Genomic DNA, 20,895 nt, shown 5'->3' on the forward strand with positions numbered 1-20,895 from the left:
GCGTACCTCAATGGACTAGTCCAAATCGGATCTTTCGGGACAAGCCGGTTCCGCATATTGACTTTGTGATCCCATGTGCCTGATTGTTGCCCTGCTGCGCCTCCGGAGGGGGAGTGCGCCCGATTTCTGGGGGACGTGGTGGGCGTGGCCAGCTGGCGTGTGCGATTTTCCGGAACCACTCAGAGAGCTGTTAGTTGGTTTCTTGCCGCGGTGCTGATCGTCGGGCTCGCTGAACAAACGGGCATCGCCTCGGCGAGCGTGTCGACGCCACAGCAGCCTTCTGGCACCGCGGTCGGCAAGTCGCATCAGGCCCCTTCTGCGCTGTCCGCGAAGCAAAAAGGCCATGCGCCCGGAGTCGCTCCAGGAGCCCCGGAGGCCGGTCCGAAACTGCCTGTTGTGACCCCGCAGCTGTCGGACTCCGAACGAACGGTGCCTACAGCGGGGGACGCAGGCGCGCGCACTCCGGACCGGAAGCCCAGGCCGACGTCGGAAGTTGTCTCCGGTCGAACGCCAACGACAAAAGTCTTCGCCAACGATGACGGCAGCTTCACTGCCCGGGTTTACAGCACGCCGGTGCATTACCGGACAGCCACGGGCGCCTGGAACGACATCGACGCCACTCTGATCCGCGGCGGTGACGGTGCCTGGCACGAGAAAGCGAACTCATCGGGCGTCACCTTCGCGATGACGGCCGACGCGCCGCAGCTAGTCTCCGTGCCACTGACCGGTGGGGCATCGATCGGGTTCTCGCTCCAGGATTCGGCACCTGCCGCCGGTCAGCCGGCTGGCAGTGCGATCACGTATCCGTCGGTCCGGCCGCACGCGGACCTCAAGTACCAGGCGACCGCAGTCGGTGCCAAGGAAACCCTTGTTCTGCATGACGCGACCGCGCCGACCAGCTGGAGTTTCCCGCTGCACCTGACCGGCGTCACAGCGAAGCTCGGTGCTGACGGTCGCAGTGTCGAGTTCTCCGATGCGGCGGGCCGGGTGGTCGACACGATCACCAACGGGTTCATGGAAGACGCCAAGGTCGATCCACGTTCTGGTGACGGCGCAATGTCCACAGGCGTCGCCTACGCCCTCGACACCGTCAACGGGCAGCAGGTGCTGCGGGTGAGCCTGGACCCTGCGTGGCTGCAAGACCCTGCTCGCGTTTTCCCGGTCTCGGTCGATCCGTCGGTGTCCAACCTGAACACGGCGTCCTCGACGTACGTGATGAGCCCGTACAAGAACAACTACAGCAGCGACGCCGAACTGAAGGTCGGGACGTTCAACGGTGGGAACAACGTTGCCAACTCCTACCTGAACTTCAACGTCGGTGCGGCGCTCGGGAACAACTACATCGAGGCCGTCACGCTGGACCTGGACGAGATCTGGTCATACTCCTGCTCGCCTCGCCCGGTCTACGTTGCACCGATCACCAGCGGCTGGTCGGTGTCATCGATCAACCAGTACCCCGGCCTGTCCTACGGCGGAGTGATCGGGAGCAACAGTTTCGCGGGCGGCACCAGTTGTGGTGGCCCGGTGTGGCAGTCGATCGACCTCGGCGACAACCCGTCGGCCGCGGGCACCCAGCTCGTCGAGAGCTGGGCCCATGGAGGTGGGAACCTCGGTCTCGCTCTGTACGCCAGTGGCAGCGACACCTATGGCTGGAAACGGTTCGACAGCGTCAATTCGCCTTATCCGCCGTACCTGTCCATCACCTATAGTCCCTACGGCGCGGACTACCAGGTAGCCAACAGCTACGTCCAGCCGACCGGAACGGCCGCCGGTTCCCAGCAGGTCACGATGACCAACCGCGGTACCGGGACCTGGACATCGCCGGGCACCACGCTGTCCTACCAGCTCTACACCACCGGCTGGCAGCGCGTGTCGGTGACCGCGCCCAAGACGTCGCTACCGCAGTCGGTCGGCCCCAACGGAACGGTCACCGTCAATGCGGCCATCGGTGCGGTTACACCAGGCCAGTACTACCTGTGCTGGGACATGCAGGACGGAACTACCTCGTTCAACGCCGGCTACGGGGTACCGACGTCCACATGCAGCTTGATCAACTCGGCCAACACCCCACCGCAAATCGACTCAGCCAACCCCCCGTCCAATGTGGTCGTCGGCTCACTCACCCCTCAGCTGATGGCGACCGGGCACGACCCGGACAACTACCCGGCGAGCGGACTGGACTACGACTTCGTCGTCTACGGGCCGCCGGCCGCGGGAAGCACGACGCCGACGACCTTGGCCGAATCCGGCTGGGCGCCGACGCCCAACTGGAGTGTCCCCGCGAACAAGCTGGCGTGGAACCAGTCCTATTCCTGGACGGTCAAGGTCGGCGACCACCTCGGCGAGAGTGCACCGTCGGTGCCCGCGTACTTCTCGACAGCTGTGCCACAGCCGCTGATCACCTCCCACCTCGGAACCGCGGCCACCGCCGGAACCGGCCGCGGTTTCGACGCCGGCGTCGGTGACTACACGAGCACCGCCACGGACGCGAGCGTCGCCGTCGCCGGGCCGGCACTGAGGATCACCCGGTCGTACAACTCGCTCGACCCCAGAACGACCAGCCTGTTCGGCAGCGGCTGGTCCACCGCCTACGACATGGTCGCGACGCCCGACAACGACGGCTCCGGCAACGTGGTGGTGACCTACCCGGACGGCCGGACCCTGCGCTTCGGCCTCAACCCCGACGGCACCTCCTTCGCGCCACCGCAAGGCACCTACGCCACCTTCAGCCCCGTTTTCGCTGGCGGCTACACCCTCACCGACCGCGGCGGTACCACCTACACCTTCGGCCGCCAGGCCGGCACGAACTGGCAGCTCACCACCGTCACAGACGCCGACGGCCGGACCGAAACCCTGACCTACGGCACCGGCGGCGCACTCAGCACGATCACCAACACCGCCGGCAACCGCTCCCTGCACCTCACCTGGAGCGGTACACACGTCAGCCAGGTGAGCACCGACCCGGTCACCACCGGAGGCACACCCCTGACATGGACCTACAGCTACGCCGGCGACACCCTCACCAAGGTCTGCCCGCCGACCTCGACGACCCAGTGCACGACCTACGGCTACACCAGCGGCAGCAGCGCCGGCTCGCACTACCGCTCCACGGTCCTCGACGCCCAGCCCTACGCCTACTGGCGGCTCAACCAGTCCTCGACCGCCACCACCGCGGTCGACGAGGTCACTCCGAACCTCGGCACCCTCAACGGCACCTCGACCGCCACCTCCTCGAGCACGTCCACACCGCACCCGGGGTCACCGGACAGCTCGACAGCATTCGGCGGCAACGCCTCGATCCGGCTGCCGGACAACCTGGTCGCCTCCGCGACCTTCCTGTCGATCCAGCTGTGGTTCCAGACCCCCGTCAACGGCGCAGCCGGGGTGCTGCTGTCCACCGGGCACAGCCCCATCGGCAGCGCCAACCCGAGCTCCGGCTCGATGCCGATGCTCTACGTCGGCACCGACGGCAAACTCTACGGCCAGTTCTGGACCGGCGCCGTCGCCCCGACCGTTTCGGCCGGGAAGGTCAATGACGGAGCCTGGCACCAGGCAACCCTGACCGGTCAGGGCACGACTCAGTCGCTGTACCTGGACGGCGCCCTCGTCGGCACCAAGACCGGGCAGCTGGGCAACTACGATCCCGAGGACTTCGTCGGCGCCGGCTACGTGAACACCAACGCCTGGATCAACGGACCGGCTGCCGGCTGGAGCCACTTCACCGGCAACGTCGCCGAGGTCGCGTTCTACACGCACGCGCTCGGCGCGCCGGCGATCGCGCAGCAGCACGCGGCAGGCGCCGCCGCCGCGGCGGAGCTGACGTCGATCACCAGCCCGAACGGGAAGACGGCCGCGCAGATCCAGTACGACAACATCGTCGACCGCGCCACCCGGGTCACCGACGCCGACGGCGGCAGCTGGACCATCGGCACCCCGTCCTCATCGGGTTCCAGCGCTCAATACCGCGGCGCCGTCCTGAGCGTGCTCCCACGCAACCACTGGTCGCTGGGGGAGTCGTCCGGCACCCAGGCGGCGAACCTGATGACCGCAGGCAACGCCCACGGCGACGGATACGACCCGATCGGTTCGGAAGGCAACGCCACCTACCACAACGTCACCCTCGGGCAGCCCGGCATGATCGCCGGCGCCACGGACACTGCAGCCGGCTTCAACGGCACCAGCTCGTGGGTCGCACTACCACCGGCAGTGGATGGCGACTTCGGCCTCTGGTTCAAGACCTCCACCCCGGGTGGCGTCCTGCTCGGCTGTCAGTCCCAAGCTCCCGGCACCTCGGGGACACCGGCCGACGCGCACCCGATGCTCTACGTCGGCACCGACGGCAAGCTGTACGGCGAAAAGTGGGACGGCTACTACTCACCGATCGCCTCGAACGCGCCAGTCGCCGACGGCAAGTGGCACTTTGCCGCGCTGATCTACGACGAGACCAACGAGCCGTCGGTCCAGACGCTCTACGTCGACGGCGTGCCGGTCGGCACCCGGAGCAAGGACTACGGCGGCTGCGCCGGCGGCGACACCACCTACGTCGGCGCGGGCTACATCGACAGCGCCTGGCCCGCCGCGCCCACCGCCAACCCCCAGGGCAACTTCACCGGCTCGATCGCCAACATCACCAACTTCGGCTTCTGGGCGCCACCGACCGCCGCAACGATCAAAGCGATGTACGACGCGTCACACGCGGCGGCCACCAGCACGACACCATTCACGACAGTCACCGTCACCGACCCCGGCTCAGCGACCCTCAAGTCGGTCTACGACCCCGCCGGCGGCGGCCGCCTCATCGCCTCGACCGACGGCCTCGGGAACACGACGTCCTACAGCTACGACGTCAACGGGTTCCGATACCGGACCACCGACCCGGACGGCGCCTACGTCCAAACCACCCACGACGCCCGCGGCAACGTGCTCTCCCGCACGACCGGTGACACGAGCACCCGCCTCACCGCCACCGCCTACTACACCTATCCGCCGGCGGGAACCTATCCGAGCACCGATCCGCGCGACGACCTGCCGACTGCGTTCCGCAACGGCAACTCGGCCGACCAGAACGACACCACCTACCTGACCGGCTACACGTACTCGGCTCATGGTGACCCGCTCACGGTCACGGATCCGCTCGGTGGGCAGACGGCGAGCACCTACACCGCCGGGACGGAACCGGCCACCCGTGGCGGCATGCAACCGGCCGGACTTCTCGCCACCAGGACCGACCCGCTGCACCACGTCACCAGCTACAGCTACGACAGTGCGGGTGACCTCACTCAGGTCGTCCTGGCCAGCGGAGCCCGCACGACCTACACCTACGACAACCTCGGGCGCCGCACCGGGCAGACCGACTTCTCCGACACGTTCCCGGCCGGCACCAGCACCACCTACGCCTACGACGGCAACAGCCGGCTACTCAGCCAGCTCGACCCGGCGACCACCGACGGCGTCACCGGCAAGGTCCACACCCGGCAGACGACCCTGACCTACGACCCCGACGGCAACACGCTCACCTCGACGATCTCGGATACCACCGGCGGCGACGCGGCCCGCGCCACGGTGGACACCTACAACAGCCACAACCAACTCGACAGCCGCACCGATCCGCTCAACCACCACAGCACCTACAGCTACGACGCCTACGGCAACGTCAGCACCACCACCGACCCGAGCGGCAACACCTACGCCTACAGCTACAACGCCAACCGGCAGCGGCTGACCACGACCCTGCGGAGCTGGACCGGCGACCCGAACAACCCCTCATCCGCTGCCGACCTCGTCCTCGATTCCCGCTCCTACGACCCGGCCGGGCTGCTGGCCGTCGACACGGACGCCATGGGGCGGGAGCACGCCTACACCTACACCGCCCGCGGCGCAGAGGCCACGGACACCCTCAGCGGCCCGGGGGACACGGCGACCTTCTTCCGGTTCTACGACTACGACCACGCCGGCGCGCTCAACGAGATCGATCAGGGCCCGAAAGACAACGTCCTGCAGACCTACTACTTCCACGACGAAGCCGGTCGCCTGCAGGAACTCTTCCGCCTCACCGACAGCTGCAGCTGTCACGGTTCCACCACCGTCGACTACACCCACGACGCCGCGGGGAACATCACCAAACAGTCCGAAGTCGACGGCACAACCACCTACGACACCGACTACACCTACGACGCCCTCGGCGACCAGACGTCCCAGACCGTCCACAACGGAGCCGCCGACCTGGTCACGTCGTGGACCTACGACCAGCGCGGCGTCCCGACCTCGATGACGGACCCGCGCGGGACGGGCTACACCACCAACTACACCCACGACGCACTCGGCCGACTCACCACGACAACCGAGCCCGCCACCAGCGTGGAAGCCGGTGGCGGCGCGCCCGTCCAGGCCCGGCCGATCAGCCAGACCGGCTACGACACCTTCGACGAACCGACCGCGACCTCCGATCCCGACGGAAACATCACCACCAACACCTACGACACCGACGGCGAACTCCTGGCCGTCTCCTCCCCGGCATACACCCCACCGGGAACCACCACCAGCCTCACCCCGACGTCCAGCCGGACCTACGACGCCCTCGGCAACGTGCTCACCAGCACCGACCCGCTCAACCACGTCACCACCAACACCTACGACCAGCTCAGCCACCTCGCCCGCACCAGCCTGCCCCCAGCCGGCGAGGCCATCCCGACCTGGCGGTACAGCCACGACCTCGACGGCGACCTCTTATCGGCGACGGACCCGACCGGAGCACGACACGAAGCCACCTACGACGCCGCCGGGGAACAGCTGACCTCGACCGACGTCGTCCGCCAGCCCACCACGGCCGCCTACACCACCCAGCTCACCTACGGCCTCAACGGACGCTTCCTCGGACTGCCCACCATCGTCACCCAGCCCGGCGGGCAACCGACGACCTACGAGTACAACCGGCTCGGCGAAACCACCTCCGAGACCGACCCGCTCCAGCACAAGACCACCTACGACTACGACGACCTCGGCCGCGCAACCCGCACCACCCTGCCCGACGGCACAGCAACGACAAAGACCTACGACCCGGCCGGCCGGCACACCGGATCGGCGGAACTCGACACCTCCGGCAACACCCTGGCCTCCACCACCGCAACGTTCGACCCGGCGGGCAACCTCGCCACCAGCACCGACCCGACCGGCGCGACGACCACCTACAGCCACGACGCCCGTGGCCGGCTGACCCAGCGCGTCGACCCGGTCTCCGCCGGATCCACGATCACCACCAGCAACGGCTACGACGCCGCCGGCCATCTCACCCGCGCCACCGACGGGGCCGGCCACGCCACCACCTTCACCTACAACAGCCTCGGGCTGCTCGAGTCGAAGATCGCACCTCACGTCGCCGGCTACACCACCGCCGCCGACAGCACATCCACCCTGACCTACGACGGCGCCGGCCGGGCGACGGCCGTCTCCCTACCCGGTGGAGTCGGCACGTCCGTCACCTACGACGCGCTGGGCCGGGTGACCGCTGAGACCGGCACCGGTGCACAAGCCCCGACGCCCAATCGCAGCTTCGGCTACGACGACGCCGACCGCCTCACCTCCGTCGGCGCTCCCAGCGGCAACGAGACGTTCACCTACGATGACCGTGGCAGCGTGCTCACCGGCACCGGTCCCGCCGGTACCAGTAGCTTCAGCTACAACAGCAACGGACAGCTGACCGCCCGTACCGACCGCGCGGGCACCGCGGCCTTCACCTACGACGCCGCCGGACAACTGGCCACCGCCACCGACCCCCAGACCGGTGCCACTGCGACCTATGGCTACAACACCGTCGGGCAAGTCACCTCGATCGGGTACGGCACCTCAAGCGCCACCCAAACCAACACCTACAACGACCAGCACCAGCTGACCGGTCAGACCCTCATCGCACCCGGCGGCGCCAGCGAAGCGGCGATCACCTACGGGCGCGACAGTGACGGCCGAACCACCAGCCTCACCACCACCGGCACGGCAGGCGCAGCCAGCACCAACTACGGGTACGACCAGTCCGGGCGCCTGACTTCGGCCACCAGCGGCAGTACGACGACGACCTACGGCTACGACGGTGCCGGCAACCGAACCCAGGCCGGCACGGCAACGGCCACATACAACGAACGCAACCAACTGGTCAGCGCGGGCCCCACAACCTACACCTACACCGCTCGCGGAACCCTGTCGTCGAAGACCTCAGGTGGGACGACGACCGGTTACACCTACGACGCCTTCGGCCAGTTAGGCACCGATGGCACCAACAACTACAGCTACGACTCCCTTGGTCGCATGCTGACCAGCGGAACCAACACCTTCAGCTACGACGGCACGACCAGCGCGCTCACCGGCGACGGCACCGACACCTACGGCCGTGGACCGGATGGCGACCTGTCGTCGGTCAGCCGGGGTGGCCACTCAGCGCTCGCGTTCACCAACGCCCACGGTGATCTCACGGCCACCTTCAGCGCCAGTGGCACCTCACTTGATGGCTCCACGGCGTTCGATCCCTACGGTCAACCGACCGCGGTCTCGGGAAACAGCTACGACCTGGGCTTCCAGGGAGGCTGGACCAGCCCGACGACCGGTTACGTCGCTACCGCCTCCCGCTGGTACAACCCGGCGTCGGGCGGGTTCACCAGCCAGGACACGCAGCTGTCACTCGGAGGGCCGGCGGTCACCCGCAACGGCTACGCCTACGGCGACGATGACCCTCTCGACAACCTCGACCCCTCGGGCAACAGCTCGTGCGGTAGCCGCGCAAAACCGAAGCCCAAGCCCAAACCGCAGCGGCCGAGACAACGGGGCAACGGCAAGTCCTCCGCTGCTCCGGTCTCGTCGTCGACCGCCTACCCCTTCAGCTACAGCTACGGCGACGGTCACGAAGTCTGGACCCCGTATGACCTGCCGTATCGTAACGCGCACTCTGGGGTACCCGCGCCCGCAAAAGGCGGGTACGACGAGTTCGAAGGCACGATCCCGGTCTGGAAGAACGGAACGCTGGTCCCCGGCCGCGGCGCTTTCGGGGCCAACCCCTTCGACGATCTTCTCGACATGATGTTCGGCGGTGGTGGTCTCGCCCTGGAGTCCGCGGACAGCTGTGAGGAGCCCACCGAGCCGCACCGGCCGACTGCCGAAGACGGCATCAACGAGAAGCCGACAAACGAAAAGCCGAGCGGGCAGAACACGTCGCCGAGCCAGCCGGGAACGAAAACCAACGACAGCGGCCCCGCCGACGAGCCGGTGAACACCGCAACCGAGGCCGGGGTCAATCCCGCGGCGGCCGACCAGGCTCCGTTTGAAGGCGCCACCCAGCCGGGCGGGACGTCCTCGGAGCCGACAGCCGGCGGAGGCCGGATCAGCGACCTGAGCGACGACGATCAAGCGAGCATCCAGAACTTGAGAGACGCCGCCGACCGCGCCCGGGACGGAACAATCGACGACATCGAGCGAACCTTGACCAAGCCCGAATTCCGCCAGATGGAGCGAGCGTTCGATAAGCAGCGGTACTGGCGGGTGAAGCAATTCTTCGGAAAATACATGGAAAAGGCCGTCGGCAGGGATCCGTCGGTCAGAGGTGATCAGAACATCACTCAACTCGGGCGTCCCTTCAAGGCGGAACCAGACTTCCAAGTAGGGAAGTTCAACATTGACATCACTACCGACACCGAATATTCCGAAAGAGTCCACCTGTCGCGTGACTACATCGACTCGAAGGAGAATCTGCTGACCTACCGGAGGCTGACCGTCCCGGAGATGATCGAACTCTTCGGCGAAGCGTGACGGACCGCCGGGTATGCTCCGACTGTTGCTAACCGCCCAACATTGTGAGTACGCGACATGACCAACGTCACCTACGAAGACCGGGAGTTCTCTCACCTCAGGCTGCTCGAGGGGCCACGGACGCTCGACGGGATCTCGGTCCGGGGCGGAGAACTCCTGGACTGTGCGATCGTTCAGGTCGACGACCCAGACTATCCGATCCGCGTCATCGACTCGGAGATCACCGGCACGCGGCTGGTCAACAGCGCCGCGATCGGCGTGCGGTTCGAGGACGTCACGGTCACCGACTGCCCCACCCCGGCCGACCCGGTCTACCTGGATGGCTGCTTGTTTCGCCACGTCATCCTCCGCGGGCGGCTCGGTTCGTGGATCTTCGACGAGATGCCGAAAACGCTGCCTGATTACCGCCGCAAGGCTTTCGCCGAAGCCGAGAAACGCTTCTATGCCGATGGGGAGTACGCGTTGGACATCACCGAGGCGGTGTTTGAATCCGCGTCGATGTTCTCCTTGCCTGGCGATCTTGTCCGGCGTGATCCGGAGACGCAGCTCCTGGTCCGTAAGGAACGGCTGGCGGGCGCAGACCTCTCGATGCTGCCGCGATCCACGCAGCGCTGGCTCAAACGAGTGGCTCGCAGCCCATTCGACTCCACTGTCCTCGTCGTCGGCCGCGACGAGCCGGAATTCAAGGAAAGCCTCGCCGCCCACCGGCAGCTGATCGATCTGGGCATCGCCGAGGATTGAGTACGAAAGGCAAGATCACGGTGCTATACACGTACTTCGCGGCCCAAGGAGACCGAGAAGCGGCGACGACCGCTGCCGGTATCGACACCGAACTCGCCGGGGTGACGGTCAAGGGAGTCGATCCGCTCGACGAACTCGCATGCCTCGAATCAGTTCTCACGGGGCGCTCCCTTGACGAGACCCGATCCGACCCGAGGCACGGCTGCGTGGTCGCAGAGTTCGACGAGGGCGACTGCGTCGTTCTGTCGTTGACCGACCGGCTGACGAAGGCTCTCGCTTCAACAGGGCCGGACGTCCTGCGGCGGACGGTATCGAACGCCGCGGACGCGGGAGGTTTACTCAGCACCGTCGCCGAACGGGCTGCGCTGGCGGAGTTTACCGCAGAGCTGGCGGCGCTGGCTCGTCGCGGAGACGCCGATGGTCACAAACTGTACTGTCGAATCGCCCCTTGATCTCCGCTGTTCACGCTGATGCGCAAGAATCGCCGCGCTGTCTTTCAGGTGCTGGAGCACTACCCGGTTCACCTGATGCACGAGGTGAACTCCCCAAGAGTGGGGCTGCGAGGTCCCGAAGCGAATAACTGTGTGCTGGAACGCCACGGCCGAGCCGAGTGTCGAGCGCGGGCTACCAGCGGGGTCGCGGCGACTCGGCAGGCGACCGGGTTCAGCTCGTGTTCGACGACGTCGGCGCTGGCGTGTTGCTGGAGCAGCAGTTCCGATGGTGCTGCGCCTGGCGCTCCGAGGGCGTGGACCTGTGCACAGGCGGTGAGGTGGCGGTCGCCGCGGCGGAGGGCACTGGCGGCGATCAGTGTGGCCAGCCAGGCGCGCGTGTTGGGATCGGTGCTGCCGCGGTGGAGAGGCATCCACAGTTGCTCGACCCGCTGCGGGTCCAGATCAGGCGGCGGCAGGAGCATGGCCCGTAGAAGGCGTTGTCAGCCAGCGCGGTGGTGCTGGCGAACGCCGCGATGTTGTCGACGAATTCGCCGCGATCGGTCTGGGTGGTGGGGTGGGCGACGAGCCGGTGGGCTTGGTCTCCGCGGCGCACGATCAGCGGCACGACCCGGCGGGCGAAGCGGCCGAGGTGGTTCGGTAGTGTCTCGCCGGTGTCGGTGAAGGGCAGGCCCCAGGTCGTTGAGCTGACGGCGATCACGTCGCTGCTCGCTGTTGGTCACGCCGCACCGGCGATGGGCGCCGTCTCCGACACCAGCAGCTGACCCCAGCCCTTCCGCGGCAACTTAAGATCGCGTGCTGTGCCGCCCACGTTCATGGCGGGCGGTGTTTGTCACAATAGTCAGCCGGTTCAGGGAGATTGGGTGTTGGTGATGGCGCGGCGGACCCGCTGGATCTTTTTGATCGCGTGTACAGCATCCGGGTCCGGGTTGTTGATATCGCGTACGCCGTGTGCCGCTGCTTCGGTGCCGCTATCGAACAAGGGCACCGGCGACTGGTACATTGCGGTTTCTCGTGCCGTCTCCGGGCTGATGCGACCGGAGAAGACTGCGAGCCGCAGGGCCAGGAGCTCGTCACCGTTGTGGCAACCGGCCCAGCCGGCGCAGATGCGACGCTGAGCGTCGTCGCTTTCGTTCTGGTGACATTGGAACAGACCGCTTGGCTGCTGGCCTGTCTCGGCGTCGTAGCGGGCAAGTTTCGCGTACTCGCTTTCGTCCCAGACACCAGATGGAACGTCGCGTCGGTACGGGCAGGAGGCGCATGGCCTTGGAGCCGGAGGTTTCAGTTGTTGATCGTTCATGCTCAGACTCCGTATCACGAATGCGGCGACGGGCTGGTGCACGCTTCTCGTTGCCCGTCTAGCAGTGTGTCATCGCGGTGTTGGCCAGCAGTGTCCGGGTGTCGCGCGTTGCAGCATGGATAAGCAGCTGGAACGAGGTTAGGCCGTCGCAGGCCCGGGTGATCGGGAGACCGCGGGGTGGAGGCGTCGGCGTTGCAGCGGTAGCGGGTCCTGTTTCGTTCAATGCGTCGGCGAACAGCGCAGTGATCGGGTTTTCGGGGTGGTGGCGGTGGATGAGCCCGGTGAAGGTCCTGACCGATCGGCGGGCCATAGACCAGGTGATGCATGGGATGAGATGCTTCGGCGTCGGGGCTGCGGCGTCCGCGGAACTGACAACGACGCTCGGGACGCCACGGCCGTACTGGGTGTTTTCGGGCGTGGCTACCAGCGGGTCGCGCCTACGCGGCCGGCGACCAAGACCGGCTTGTGTTCGACGACGTCGGTGCTGACGTGGTGCTGCGACAGCGATCTGCTGGGGGCCGTGCCCAGCGCGCCGTGGGCGTGGACCAGGGCACAGGCGGTGAGATGGCGGTCGCCGCGGCGCAGGGCACTTGCGGCGATCAGCGTGGCCAGACGGACACGGGCGTCGGGATGGGTGCTGTCTCGGTGGAGGGCCAACCATGGCTGCTTGACCCGCTGGGAGTCCAGTTCTGCCGGCAGCAGGACAGAGGTCCGTAGAGTCGGCAGCACTGTTCGCACATGCTCGGCGATCTCGCGGGTGCTCAGGCCACGTACCCGGGTGACGGGGAACGCCGAGCCGGCCGGTACGGCGATCCGCCCTCGCGAGGGCGTAGGGCGTCGGCATGGGATGGCAGGGCGATGACGTGCAGGGTGCCGGCGCAGGTGTCCGGTAGGGATTCGATTAGTTCACCCGGGGTCAGGTATGTGGTCACGGTCGGCGCTCCTCGGGATCGGCCGCCCCAGCGAGCAGGCCGGGGAGGCAGTGGCGGCCCACGGGGGTATGAGCCGCCACCGCCTTGAGTGCGCGCCCGATGGCGGCCCTGATGCTGCCCGAGGTCACCAGGTCAGCGTGAGGTGCGGGCCGCCGTCGGAGCGTGCGCTAGCGTCGGCCGGCCTCATCGGCAGGGACGGCCGTCTCCGGTTCGGTGTCGTCTCGGTCCTTCATGACGGCGAGGACGTCGTCGGCGGAGGTGACCAGGCGGGCGGTGCCGTCCTGGATCAGCTGGTGACATCCAGCAGAGGTTGTCGATGACACGGGACCTGGCAGGGCGAGGACGGGCCGGCCGAGCTTGCCGGCCAGGCGCGCGGTGTGGCGGGCGCCGCTGCGCCGCCCGGTCTCGACCACGAGGGTGGCGGTGGTGAGAGCGGCGACGAGCCGGTTTCGGACGAGGAACCGGTGGCGCGCCGGTCGGGTGCCGGGCGGGTATTCGCTGACGACCGCGCCCCCGGAGCGGACGATCCGCTCCAGCAGGCTGACGTGTCCGGCCGGGTAGCCGGTGTCGATCGCGCAGCCCAGCACGGCGACGGTGACGCCGTCGGCGGCGAGCGCGCCGCGGTGCGCGGCGCCGTCGATGCCGTAGGCGGCGCCGGAGAACACCGGCACGCCCCGGGAGGCCAGCCCGTAGGCGAGCTCGGCGGCGTGGTGCTCGCCGTAGGCGGTGGCGGCCCGGGAGCCCACGATGGCGATCGAGGGCGCGGCCGCCAGCTCGTCGAGCCGTGACTCGCCCTGGACCCACAGGCCCAGCGGCGGACCGCCGAGGTCCTCGCTCTCGGTGGCCGGGGTGCTCAGGCCGGCGACGGCGGCGGTTGGCCACTCGTCATCTTCGGGGATCACGAACCGGGCGGGGAGGCCGGCTGCGGTCTCCAGCCTGGTGTCGGCCAGTTGCCAGCTGGCGTCGCGACGGCAGTGATTTTGTATGTCGGTGGGTGCGGTGCCGGCGGCCAGGTGGTGGGCGGCGTCGACGGGCCCGACCTCGGCGACGTAGCGCGCCAGGACCGCGTCGCTGGGTTCGGCGGCGTGCTGGAGGTACGCGCGGGCGCGCCGCGCGTCGGTGGACGTGGACATGAGCTCTCCTTCAGGCGATGTTCGGGGCTGGTTATTGCCGTCAGGTCAGGTCGCGGCGGGGAATTCGCGCACGCAGATCTCGTCCCCGCGGCGCTCCACGACGGTGCCGACGGGCCACAGCGCCGCGACCCGCAGGAGTTCCATCGCGTCGTTGGCGGCGTCAGCGCGCAGCTGTGGGCTGTCGGCGAAACCGAGAGCGAGGAGCATGGCGTGGAAGCGGCGGACGTATTCGGTCGGGGTCATGTCGGATTCGACGATCTCGGCCGTGGTGGTGGCCTGACGGCTGTCGAAGCCGACAAAGCTGCGCGCGCATCCGCCGATGGGGTGGTCGGGGTCGTCGTGGGACTTGCTGGCGAGGTCGACGAGCTCGACGTCGGGAACGCTGGTGAAGTCGTTGGCCCGCTGGCCTTGAGTGCGATGGGTGGAAACGAAGTATTTGAGCACGGAGTCCTCCTTGATGGCCGCGGCCCGGGTGGGCGGTGGACGTGGGCTTGGCCAGCGGGCCCCCGCGGGTCCGGGGCAAGCCGGCCAGCGAAATTCCGGCGCGTCGCTTGTGGACTGTGGGCTTGCCCCGGACCGCGGGTCTGCTGCACTGGGCGGTCACCACGCCAGTCGCGGCCGGGCGGCAGAGGAGGACGATGTCGGGTGCTGCGTTTCGCGCAGGAGTCGACACTGAAAGTTATACCAAAAAATTGGCCACAGTTGTGGCGAATTGCTGGTTCTTGAGGCACTCTGGTCTCAGAAGGACATTCGCAGTGGTCCACAGGGAGCGGCCACAGCGGACCCTTCTGGGGACTTTTGAACCGCTCGACCCCCCGGCGGTCAACGAGTTCCCGGCTCGGGGCTAGGTCTCTGGGGAGGGCGCCTGCCCCGAGCCAAAACCCTCCTGCGGTCGAAAGAGATCGGCGGATCCAGCGAACCCGCTCCGCAAGGGGGGCCGTAGCGGCTTCAGGGTACCGCGTCAGTAGCGCGTGCGTGAAGTCTCCTGCGTCTGCGCCGAGACTACGTCGATTTCTTGGAGGGGAGCTCGTTCAGGCGTCGGACCAGATCGGACAGCGGCAAGTCGCACAGTTCAGCCATCCGTCGTAAAGCCACCAGATCGAACCGGAAGTCTTGTGCCCCGGGGTGCTGCCTCAGCTGCTGCCGGGCCCACATCCGCAACGGGGTCAGGGGCGCCTCGGCCAGTTCGGCCATCTGCGGCACGTTCGCTACGACTCCCTCCTGTGTCAGCCGTTGGTGCACTCGGGCGATGAGATGGTGCGGCAGTTCGTTCATCGCATAGCAGAGTTCGACCAGGCGCAGCACGGAGACGTGCCGGGTGCCCTGCTCGTACGTGGCCAGCGTCTGTACGGAGAGATCAGCTGCCATCCTGGACAGCAGCTGCTTTCGCGTCCAGCCGCGTCGACGACGCAGCCTCCCCAGCTCATCGGCGAGGGCGCGCTGATACGCGCCCAGGTCGAGTGCGCTCGGGACGGATTCGGTCAGCAGTCGCGCCACCATGACGGAGTCATCGGGCTCTGCGGTCGGAGCGTGTTTCGGGGCCGGCGGCCCGGGGTCTGCGGTGCCGGGGCCGTCCGAGGGCGTGTCCGGGTGTCCGGTGTGAGTGAGGAGAACCAGTTCTTGTACCCATCGGTCGATCTGACGCGGTGTTGGTGTCGCGCCGGGCTCGACGACGGCCGGATTTTCGGTGGAGCGGTCGGCGTCATCGGGCGAAGGACGAGCGGTCATCGGAAGCGAAGCCCTCCCCCTAGTGCGGTGTGAAGGCATTCGGCGCGGCTGCCGTGGGCGGTGGTTCGATTCTCAGCCTGCACGACACCATGCAATGGTCGGAGACCGCGGGCCCATCCGGCACGTGCACTGTGTAGGAGCCGGGCACCAGCCTGGCGGGGGTGCGGTTGCTGACGGTGATGCGGTCGATCCGCAGGCCGGAGCCACCGTCGATGGCCGGGCGCACGGTGGGGGTGAAGTCGCCCGCCGCTTCGCCTGCGTCCCACCAGCCGTGTTCGAGGAAGGCGTCGAGGGCCTGAGTATTGAGGCGCCACGTTCCGTCAGGTTGCCGGATCCCTTTCTGGCTCAGTTTGTGGGCGTTGCCCTGGCTGAGGCAGAGCTCGTACCAGTCTGGTGGGAGGTGTTCTCCCGGGTGGGAGCTGGTGGCGTTGAAGTCCCCGGCGAGGATGGCTTTGCGCTGCGCAAGCTGACCGTCCTGAGAGGACAAACGGTCGAAGCCTGTGTAGCCGGCTGATCCGTTCCAGTGCACGCTTTTGAGCACGATGTCGTGTCCGTTGATGTCGGCGAGCAGCGAGTTGGCCAGGACGTGGCGCCAGTCGGCCGGGTACCAGCATCGAGGCCGGACGTAGCGCCGGTCGATGAACAGCCCGGGTGAGTTGATCGATCCCGCCACGGTGGAGAGGAAGGGTGTGTACTGGACGGCCGGCACCGTGCGCCCGTGCGCATCGACGGTGGTGCCCCACAGGGAGTCCAGGACGCCGAGGGCGTCGAACAACGGTGTCGACAGGTAGGTGCGGGCATCGTAGAACGTGCATTCGGACAGGAACAGCACGTGCGGCGGGTGCTCCAACGTGGACAGCAGCTGGCGGAGCAGGGTGTGGTCGTGGTGACGGGTGTCGTAGTCGTAGCCGGCGCGTTTCAGGTTGGCGGTCACGACGTGGAGGTCGAGCGCTCCGGTCATGGTTGCTGGCCTTTCGTTCGCAGGTGCGGCGAGCCGGCTGCCTGCGGAATGGATGATGGTGGTGCGGCGCGGTCGCGACGGTCGCTGTGCGGGTGTGGCGTGGTGGCGGATCCAGCTGCGGAGTGTGGGTTCGGCGACGCCGAGGGTGGCGGCAATACGTGACCAAGGCACGGCGCGAGCCCGCTGTTCGATGGCCGACCACACGCGGTAGGGCGTACGTTCGTAGCGTGGCAATGCCAGCTCGAAGTCCTTGGGCTCAAGGGAGCGGGGTAGCCAGTCGGCGTCCGGGTCTTCGGTCGTCAGCCGGGCGTGCTCAGCAGCGACGTACTGGCCGATCGTGGGCCATCGACGACGGCCCGGAGGCCGGGCGGACGTGCGCGTGGACTGGGAGGAGGCCGCGGGGGCCCGTTGTTGTGAGGTCAGCATCCGGTGACGCCACCCCGGCGTAGCTGCGGTCTGCCGCGCTGGTCGCCGCGTCGTACTTGCCCGTCCATGGGTTCGGAGCTGCCCTTCTGGTGTGAGTTCGCGGGAGACCGCCGGCAGTTCGGATACTGGTCGGCGGGTGGGAGCGGTGACGGGTGGTTCAGTACTCCGGCGGGAGGATGCCGAAGAACGCCGCGAGCAGCCCCGGGTCGCTTCCGAGGAAGTGCCGCACGCGGTGCCAGGTGTATTGGCAGCGGGTCCAGTACTCGCGTTCGGCGGCGAGTTCCGCGGGCGTGGGGTCGGTGAGGTGGTTTTCCCGGGTGTAGTCGGCCCAGCTCAGCCGGCCGTCCTGGGCGTCGCGGGCGAGCAGGAACACCGCCCAGTCCCAGTCGAGTGCGCCGGTTCCGGTGTTCCAGTCGTGGACCCAGGTCAGCGTGTAGGGAGTGCCGGTGGTGTCGTGGCGTTGCATCCGCAGCGTCCACTGCTGGCGCAGGTGCGGACCGTTCGAGACCGTGCCGAGATCCCAGGAGGTGCAGGTGATGTGGTGCTTGCGGATGAAGTCCCCGCCGAGGCCCTCGTCGTGGTCGTGGACGTGACCGCATGGGTCGACCGCAGCGAGGTGGGCGCCCGTGCCGGAGGTGCTCATGCGGAGGCCACCTGGCCGATCCCGGCGGGAACGCCCCGTTCGGGTCCGGTGGCGAGCGGGAAGCGGCGTAGAACGGTGGAGTCGTAGCGGCATCGGTGGTGGGTGTCGGTGACGACACCGCGGTGATAGACCAGCGCCGAGCCCATCAGCAGGTCGAACGCCGGGATCTCGGCCGGCGTGTACTCAAGTGCGGTGATCAGCCGGGTCCGGGTGGCCGCCTCGACGCGGTCCCGGCCGGGGAAGCCGATGGGCTGGACCGTCAGGTGCAGGCTCGCATCGGGAACCGGTTCGGTGGTGCCCGGGTGACCGGCCATAACGCTGCGGCAACGGGTGACGAAATCGGCGCAATCGGCGAAGCCGGAGTTCGCGCCGAGATCGGGGATGATCAGGAGCGGGAGCTGCCGGTGCCCGGCCGGCCAGAGCCGGTCGGGCTGGAAGAACGGTTCCATCGCGTGGGTCCTCGTAATCAGTGCTGTCGCTGTGGCTGGGGGTTGCCGGGTCAGAGCAGGTCGCGTAGGGCGCGGGCGGCGTGCAGGTCGGCAGTGGCGCCGGGGCCGACGTGTTGCAGCTGAGAAATGAGGGTGTCGGTGAGGCGGCGGGTGATGCCGGTGTCGCCGAGGTGGTAGGCGGTGCGGGCGGTGGCGAGGTCCAGGCCGGCGCGGTAGCGGACTGCGGTGGTGGCGCCGAGGCGGGAGCGCGCGTCACTCAGCTCGGCCATTGCCGCATCGGCGTGACCGGCTGCGACCAGGGCGTCGGCGAGCGGAACCGCGGTGCGGGCCGCGCCGAGCGGGTAGCGGGCTCGGGTCAATTCTTCGTGCGCGGTGCGCAGGTGACGGAGGGCGTCGGGGACGCGGCCGAGGGCGAGGTGGGCCTGCCCGATCCGGCGGTGCAGGACGGCGTGGCCGTGCGGGTCGCGGGCGACGCGGCGCTGCGCGCGCAGCGCGGCGTGCAGATCCTGCGACGCGTCGTCGACCTGCCCGGCAGCGAGCCGGACGCGTCCGCTGAGCGAGTACGTCAATGCCACCAGGCGGGGTTCGGCGTCGCCGTCGTGGGCGGCCGCGGCCGCGTCGGCCGCGGCGGCGAGGGCCTGGTCGTGGTGGCCGAGGTCGGAGAGTGCGGCGGCTTCGCGGGCGCGGAACACCGCGGCGATGGCCGGGTGGCTGCGCTGGGCGGCGGTGTGGCCGGCCTGCTGGACGATGGCGAGGTCGTCGTGGTGATAACTGGGGCGGGCCAGATGCCAGACGGCCTCGGCCAGCTCGACGACGACGTCGTCCCAGCCCCACGCGGCGGCGGTCGTGGCGACCTGGCGCAGCACCTGGTGTTCCCAGCCGAACCAGGCGCGGGCGTGACGTTCGTCGGGGTGAAGGTACGGCGTGGCCTCGTGGGCTGCGAATGGGCTGAAGCGGTGGGCGTCGGGGGCGATGAGCGGGATGACGGCGGCCGCGGTCGCGGCGTAGAAGTCGACCAGCCGGGCCCGCTGCCGGTTTCGGGTCGAGGGCTGTTCCCGATCGCGCAGGTCGGCGGCGTGGCGGCGGAGTCGTGCGGGCAGCAGGTAGCGGTCGCCGCGCCGCCGGTCGAGAAGCTGGACGGTGTGCAACTGCCGTAATGCGTCGGCGACGTCGACCTCGGGCAGTTCGAGGGCGGCGGCCAGCGGTGTGGCGGTGGTGTCGGGCCCGGGATGATCGGCCAGCAGTTCGTAGACCCGCAGCGTGGGTTCAGGCAGGTGCTCGTACACGAGGCTCATCGGAGGTGCGTTCGCCGGAGCTCACGCAGAACGTGTGGTCGCGGCGCGGGGCGGTCGCTCATGCGGAGTGCTCCCGGCGGTGGGTCCGCCGGCGCAGACGGGCCGTGCCGGATCGGGTCCAGCGGGCCAGCGGCGGGAGGATCTCCACGGCGGGCCAGAACACCGCGATGACCGCGGCGTGGAACCACGCCCGGGTGCGCTGGCGTCGGCAGCTCCATCGGCTGTATGGAAGTCGGTCGCGGGCTTCGCGCAGGACGGCGCGCGCGGTGTGGATGCCGAGTGCCGGGTACGGCGCGCACAGCAGCAGAGTGAACAGAAAATCCATGGATGTCGGTCGTTTCGTGCGAAGTGGACAGTGGAACGGGGACGGGTCAGAACCTCAATGCCAGGGCGGCGAGTGTGGCTGTGATCAGGGGCAGCCAGTCGGCGGTGATGACGGAATTTGATCGCGCGGCGCCGGCACAGCTGGACGGCTCCGGCGACGGCGCCGTGCAGCAGCGCGAGGGCGGTGGCGTAGCCGGGAAGGAACTGCGCGAGATGCAGCCGCAGCGGTGAGCAGCCTGTGATGGCCGGTTGGGTCAGGCAGCGGCCGTCGAGGACGAGCAGAGCTACCGCTGCGACGATGTAGGCGGCGGCTCCGGTACACAGTGCCAGGAGCAGGTGCGCGGCCAGGCGAGCCGTCGACGTACGCGCGCTGACGACCGACTGGCGGGCTGCCATTGCGTCTACCGGTTCCACGGGTGGATGCCGCCGGGCTGGCCGTTCTTCCCGCGCATAGTGACTGTCGGATGCCTACTCACGTATCGATGCACCGTGCCGTAAGAGACGGATGTGTTTGCTTGGATCCGGCGCAGGCTCAGGCCGCTGTTGTACTGAGCCGCCCATGAGTCGATCAGTTCCTGCGGCGGTGGATGACGAGGCACGATTGTCCTTCGGTTGGTTTCTTGGCTGAATTTCCGTCGATCGCCTGCTGTGCTTGCGAGATCGTGAGCTTGAGGTCGTCGACGGAGAACGTCATAGACGCATCATGTGCTTCCTGCGCGGATGTC

At 68.1% G+C, this 20,895-nt stretch carries 17 protein-coding genes; 4 read left to right on the forward strand and 13 right to left on the reverse strand.

The features are described 5' to 3' along the window. The first annotated feature begins 210 nt into the window (after positions 1 to 210). Genes ACLJPY_RS35820 through ACLJPY_RS35830 form a run of 3 tightly spaced genes read left to right on the forward strand, consistent with a single transcriptional unit; the run spans position 211 to position 10,982 of the window. Positions 211 to 9,789, forward strand: coding sequence for a LamG-like jellyroll fold domain-containing protein (locus tag ACLJPY_RS35820; RefSeq protein WP_410595427.1), 9,579 nt, complete (start codon positions 211 to 213; stop codon positions 9,787 to 9,789). A gap of 57 nt (positions 9,790 to 9,846) precedes the next feature. After that, positions 9,847 to 10,530, forward strand: coding sequence for a hypothetical protein (locus ACLJPY_RS35825; protein WP_410595428.1), 684 nt, complete (start codon positions 9,847 to 9,849; stop codon positions 10,528 to 10,530). After that, a complete protein-coding gene (locus tag ACLJPY_RS35830) occupies positions 10,527 to 10,982 on the forward strand; it encodes a hypothetical protein (RefSeq protein ID WP_410595429.1) in 456 nt (151 codons plus the stop codon). Before ACLJPY_RS35825 ends, ACLJPY_RS35830 begins: the two co-directional genes overlap by 4 nt. A gap of 352 nt (positions 10,983 to 11,334) precedes the next feature. Here the strand turns inward: ACLJPY_RS35830 and ACLJPY_RS35835 are convergent, their stop codons facing one another. From ACLJPY_RS35835 to ACLJPY_RS35885, 11 genes are all read right to left on the reverse strand, one after another. Beyond that, positions 11,335 to 11,679 carry a hypothetical protein gene (locus ACLJPY_RS35835; protein ID WP_410595430.1) on the reverse strand — a complete coding sequence of 115 codons (345 nt, stop codon included), beginning with the start codon at positions 11,677 to 11,679 and terminating at the stop codon, positions 11,335 to 11,337. Between the two features lie 150 nt (positions 11,680 to 11,829). Next, a complete protein-coding gene (locus tag ACLJPY_RS35840) occupies positions 11,830 to 12,279 on the reverse strand; it encodes a DUF6283 family protein (RefSeq protein ID WP_410595431.1) in 450 nt (149 codons plus the stop codon). A 420-nt stretch (positions 12,280 to 12,699) separates the two neighbouring features. Beyond that, positions 12,700 to 12,936, reverse strand: coding sequence for a hypothetical protein (locus ACLJPY_RS35845; RefSeq protein ID WP_410595432.1), 237 nt, complete (start codon positions 12,934 to 12,936; stop codon positions 12,700 to 12,702). Between the two features lie 442 nt (positions 12,937 to 13,378). Beyond that, entirely contained in the window at positions 13,379 to 14,344 is a 966-nt protein-coding gene (gene dprA / locus ACLJPY_RS35850) for a DNA-processing protein DprA (protein ID WP_410595433.1), read from the reverse strand. A 45-nt stretch (positions 14,345 to 14,389) separates the two neighbouring features. Then, complete coding sequence (locus ACLJPY_RS35855; RefSeq protein WP_410595434.1) at positions 14,390 to 14,788, reverse strand: hypothetical protein; 399 nt, start codon at positions 14,786 to 14,788, stop codon at positions 14,390 to 14,392. Positions 14,789 to 15,346: 558 nt separating this feature from the next. After that, positions 15,347 to 16,072 (reverse strand): hypothetical protein, encoded by a 726-nt coding sequence (locus tag ACLJPY_RS35860; protein WP_410595435.1) that lies wholly within the window; start codon positions 16,070 to 16,072, stop codon positions 15,347 to 15,349. Between the two features lie 19 nt (positions 16,073 to 16,091). Further along, on the reverse strand, positions 16,092 to 17,459 hold the full coding sequence (locus ACLJPY_RS35865; RefSeq protein ID WP_410595436.1) for an endonuclease/exonuclease/phosphatase family protein: 1,368 nt from the start codon (positions 17,457 to 17,459) through the stop codon (positions 16,092 to 16,094). A 157-nt stretch (positions 17,460 to 17,616) separates the two neighbouring features. After that, the gene (locus ACLJPY_RS35870) at positions 17,617 to 18,102 is read right to left on the reverse strand and encodes a hypothetical protein (RefSeq protein ID WP_410595437.1); all 486 of its coding nucleotides are present in this window, start codon (positions 18,100 to 18,102) and stop codon (positions 17,617 to 17,619) included. After that, positions 18,099 to 18,551 (reverse strand): hypothetical protein, encoded by a 453-nt coding sequence (locus ACLJPY_RS35875; RefSeq protein ID WP_410595438.1) that lies wholly within the window; start codon positions 18,549 to 18,551, stop codon positions 18,099 to 18,101. Before ACLJPY_RS35875 ends, ACLJPY_RS35870 begins: the two co-directional genes overlap by 4 nt. A 50-nt stretch (positions 18,552 to 18,601) precedes the next feature. Beyond that, positions 18,602 to 19,846 carry a hypothetical protein gene (locus ACLJPY_RS35880; RefSeq protein WP_410595439.1) on the reverse strand — a complete coding sequence of 415 codons (1,245 nt, stop codon included), beginning with the start codon at positions 19,844 to 19,846 and terminating at the stop codon, positions 18,602 to 18,604. 58 nt (positions 19,847 to 19,904) lie between these two features. Continuing rightward, on the reverse strand, positions 19,905 to 20,171 hold the full coding sequence (locus tag ACLJPY_RS35885; protein WP_410595440.1) for a hypothetical protein: 267 nt from the start codon (positions 20,169 to 20,171) through the stop codon (positions 19,905 to 19,907). A 2-nt stretch (positions 20,172 to 20,173) separates the two neighbouring features. Here ACLJPY_RS35885 and ACLJPY_RS35890 point away from each other — a divergent pair, with 2 nt between their 5' ends. Then, entirely contained in the window at positions 20,174 to 20,401 is a 228-nt protein-coding gene (locus tag ACLJPY_RS35890) for a hypothetical protein (RefSeq protein WP_410595441.1), read from the forward strand. Positions 20,402 to 20,571: 170 nt separating this feature from the next. Here the strand turns inward: ACLJPY_RS35890 and ACLJPY_RS35895 are convergent, their stop codons facing one another. Further along, entirely contained in the window at positions 20,572 to 20,769 is a 198-nt protein-coding gene (locus ACLJPY_RS35895) for a helix-turn-helix domain-containing protein (protein ID WP_410595442.1), read from the reverse strand. After that, a complete protein-coding gene (locus tag ACLJPY_RS35900; protein ID WP_410595443.1) occupies positions 20,739 to 20,864 on the reverse strand; it encodes a hypothetical protein in 126 nt (41 codons plus the stop codon). Before ACLJPY_RS35900 ends, ACLJPY_RS35895 begins: the two co-directional genes overlap by 31 nt. Between the last annotated feature and the right edge of the window lie 31 nt (positions 20,865 to 20,895).

This window comes from Amycolatopsis sp. lyj-23, assembly GCF_046549135.1.
Lineage (GTDB): Bacteria > Actinomycetota > Actinomycetes > Mycobacteriales > Pseudonocardiaceae > Amycolatopsis.

Bases quoted from the DNA above. Each gene is read 5' to 3' on its own strand.
- ACLJPY_RS35825 (WP_410595428.1), top strand. From the start codon at position 9,847: ATGACCAACGTCACCTACGAAGACCGGGAGTTCTCTCACCTCAGGCTG.
- ACLJPY_RS35840 (WP_410595431.1), bottom strand. From the start codon at position 12,279: ATGAACGATCAACAACTGAAACCTCCGGCTCCAAGGCCATGCGCCTCC.
- dprA (WP_410595433.1), bottom strand. From the start codon at position 14,344: ATGTCCACGTCCACCGACGCGCGGCGCGCCCGCGCGTACCTCCAGCAC.
- ACLJPY_RS35860 (WP_410595435.1), bottom strand. From the start codon at position 16,072: ATGACCGCTCGTCCTTCGCCCGATGACGCCGACCGCTCCACCGAAAAT.
- ACLJPY_RS35865 (WP_410595436.1), bottom strand. From the start codon at position 17,459: ATGCTGACCTCACAACAACGGGCCCCCGCGGCCTCCTCCCAGTCCACG.
- ACLJPY_RS35870 (WP_410595437.1), bottom strand. From the start codon at position 18,102: ATGAGCACCTCCGGCACGGGCGCCCACCTCGCTGCGGTCGACCCATGC.
- ACLJPY_RS35875 (WP_410595438.1), bottom strand. From the start codon at position 18,551: ATGGAACCGTTCTTCCAGCCCGACCGGCTCTGGCCGGCCGGGCACCGG.
- ACLJPY_RS35880 (WP_410595439.1), bottom strand. From the start codon at position 19,846: ATGAGCCTCGTGTACGAGCACCTGCCTGAACCCACGCTGCGGGTCTAC.
- ACLJPY_RS35885 (WP_410595440.1), bottom strand. From the start codon at position 20,171: ATGGATTTTCTGTTCACTCTGCTGCTGTGCGCGCCGTACCCGGCACTC.
- ACLJPY_RS35890 (WP_410595441.1), top strand. From the start codon at position 20,174: ATGTCGGTCGTTTCGTGCGAAGTGGACAGTGGAACGGGGACGGGTCAG.
- ACLJPY_RS35900 (WP_410595443.1), bottom strand. From the start codon at position 20,864: ATGACGTTCTCCGTCGACGACCTCAAGCTCACGATCTCGCAAGCACAG.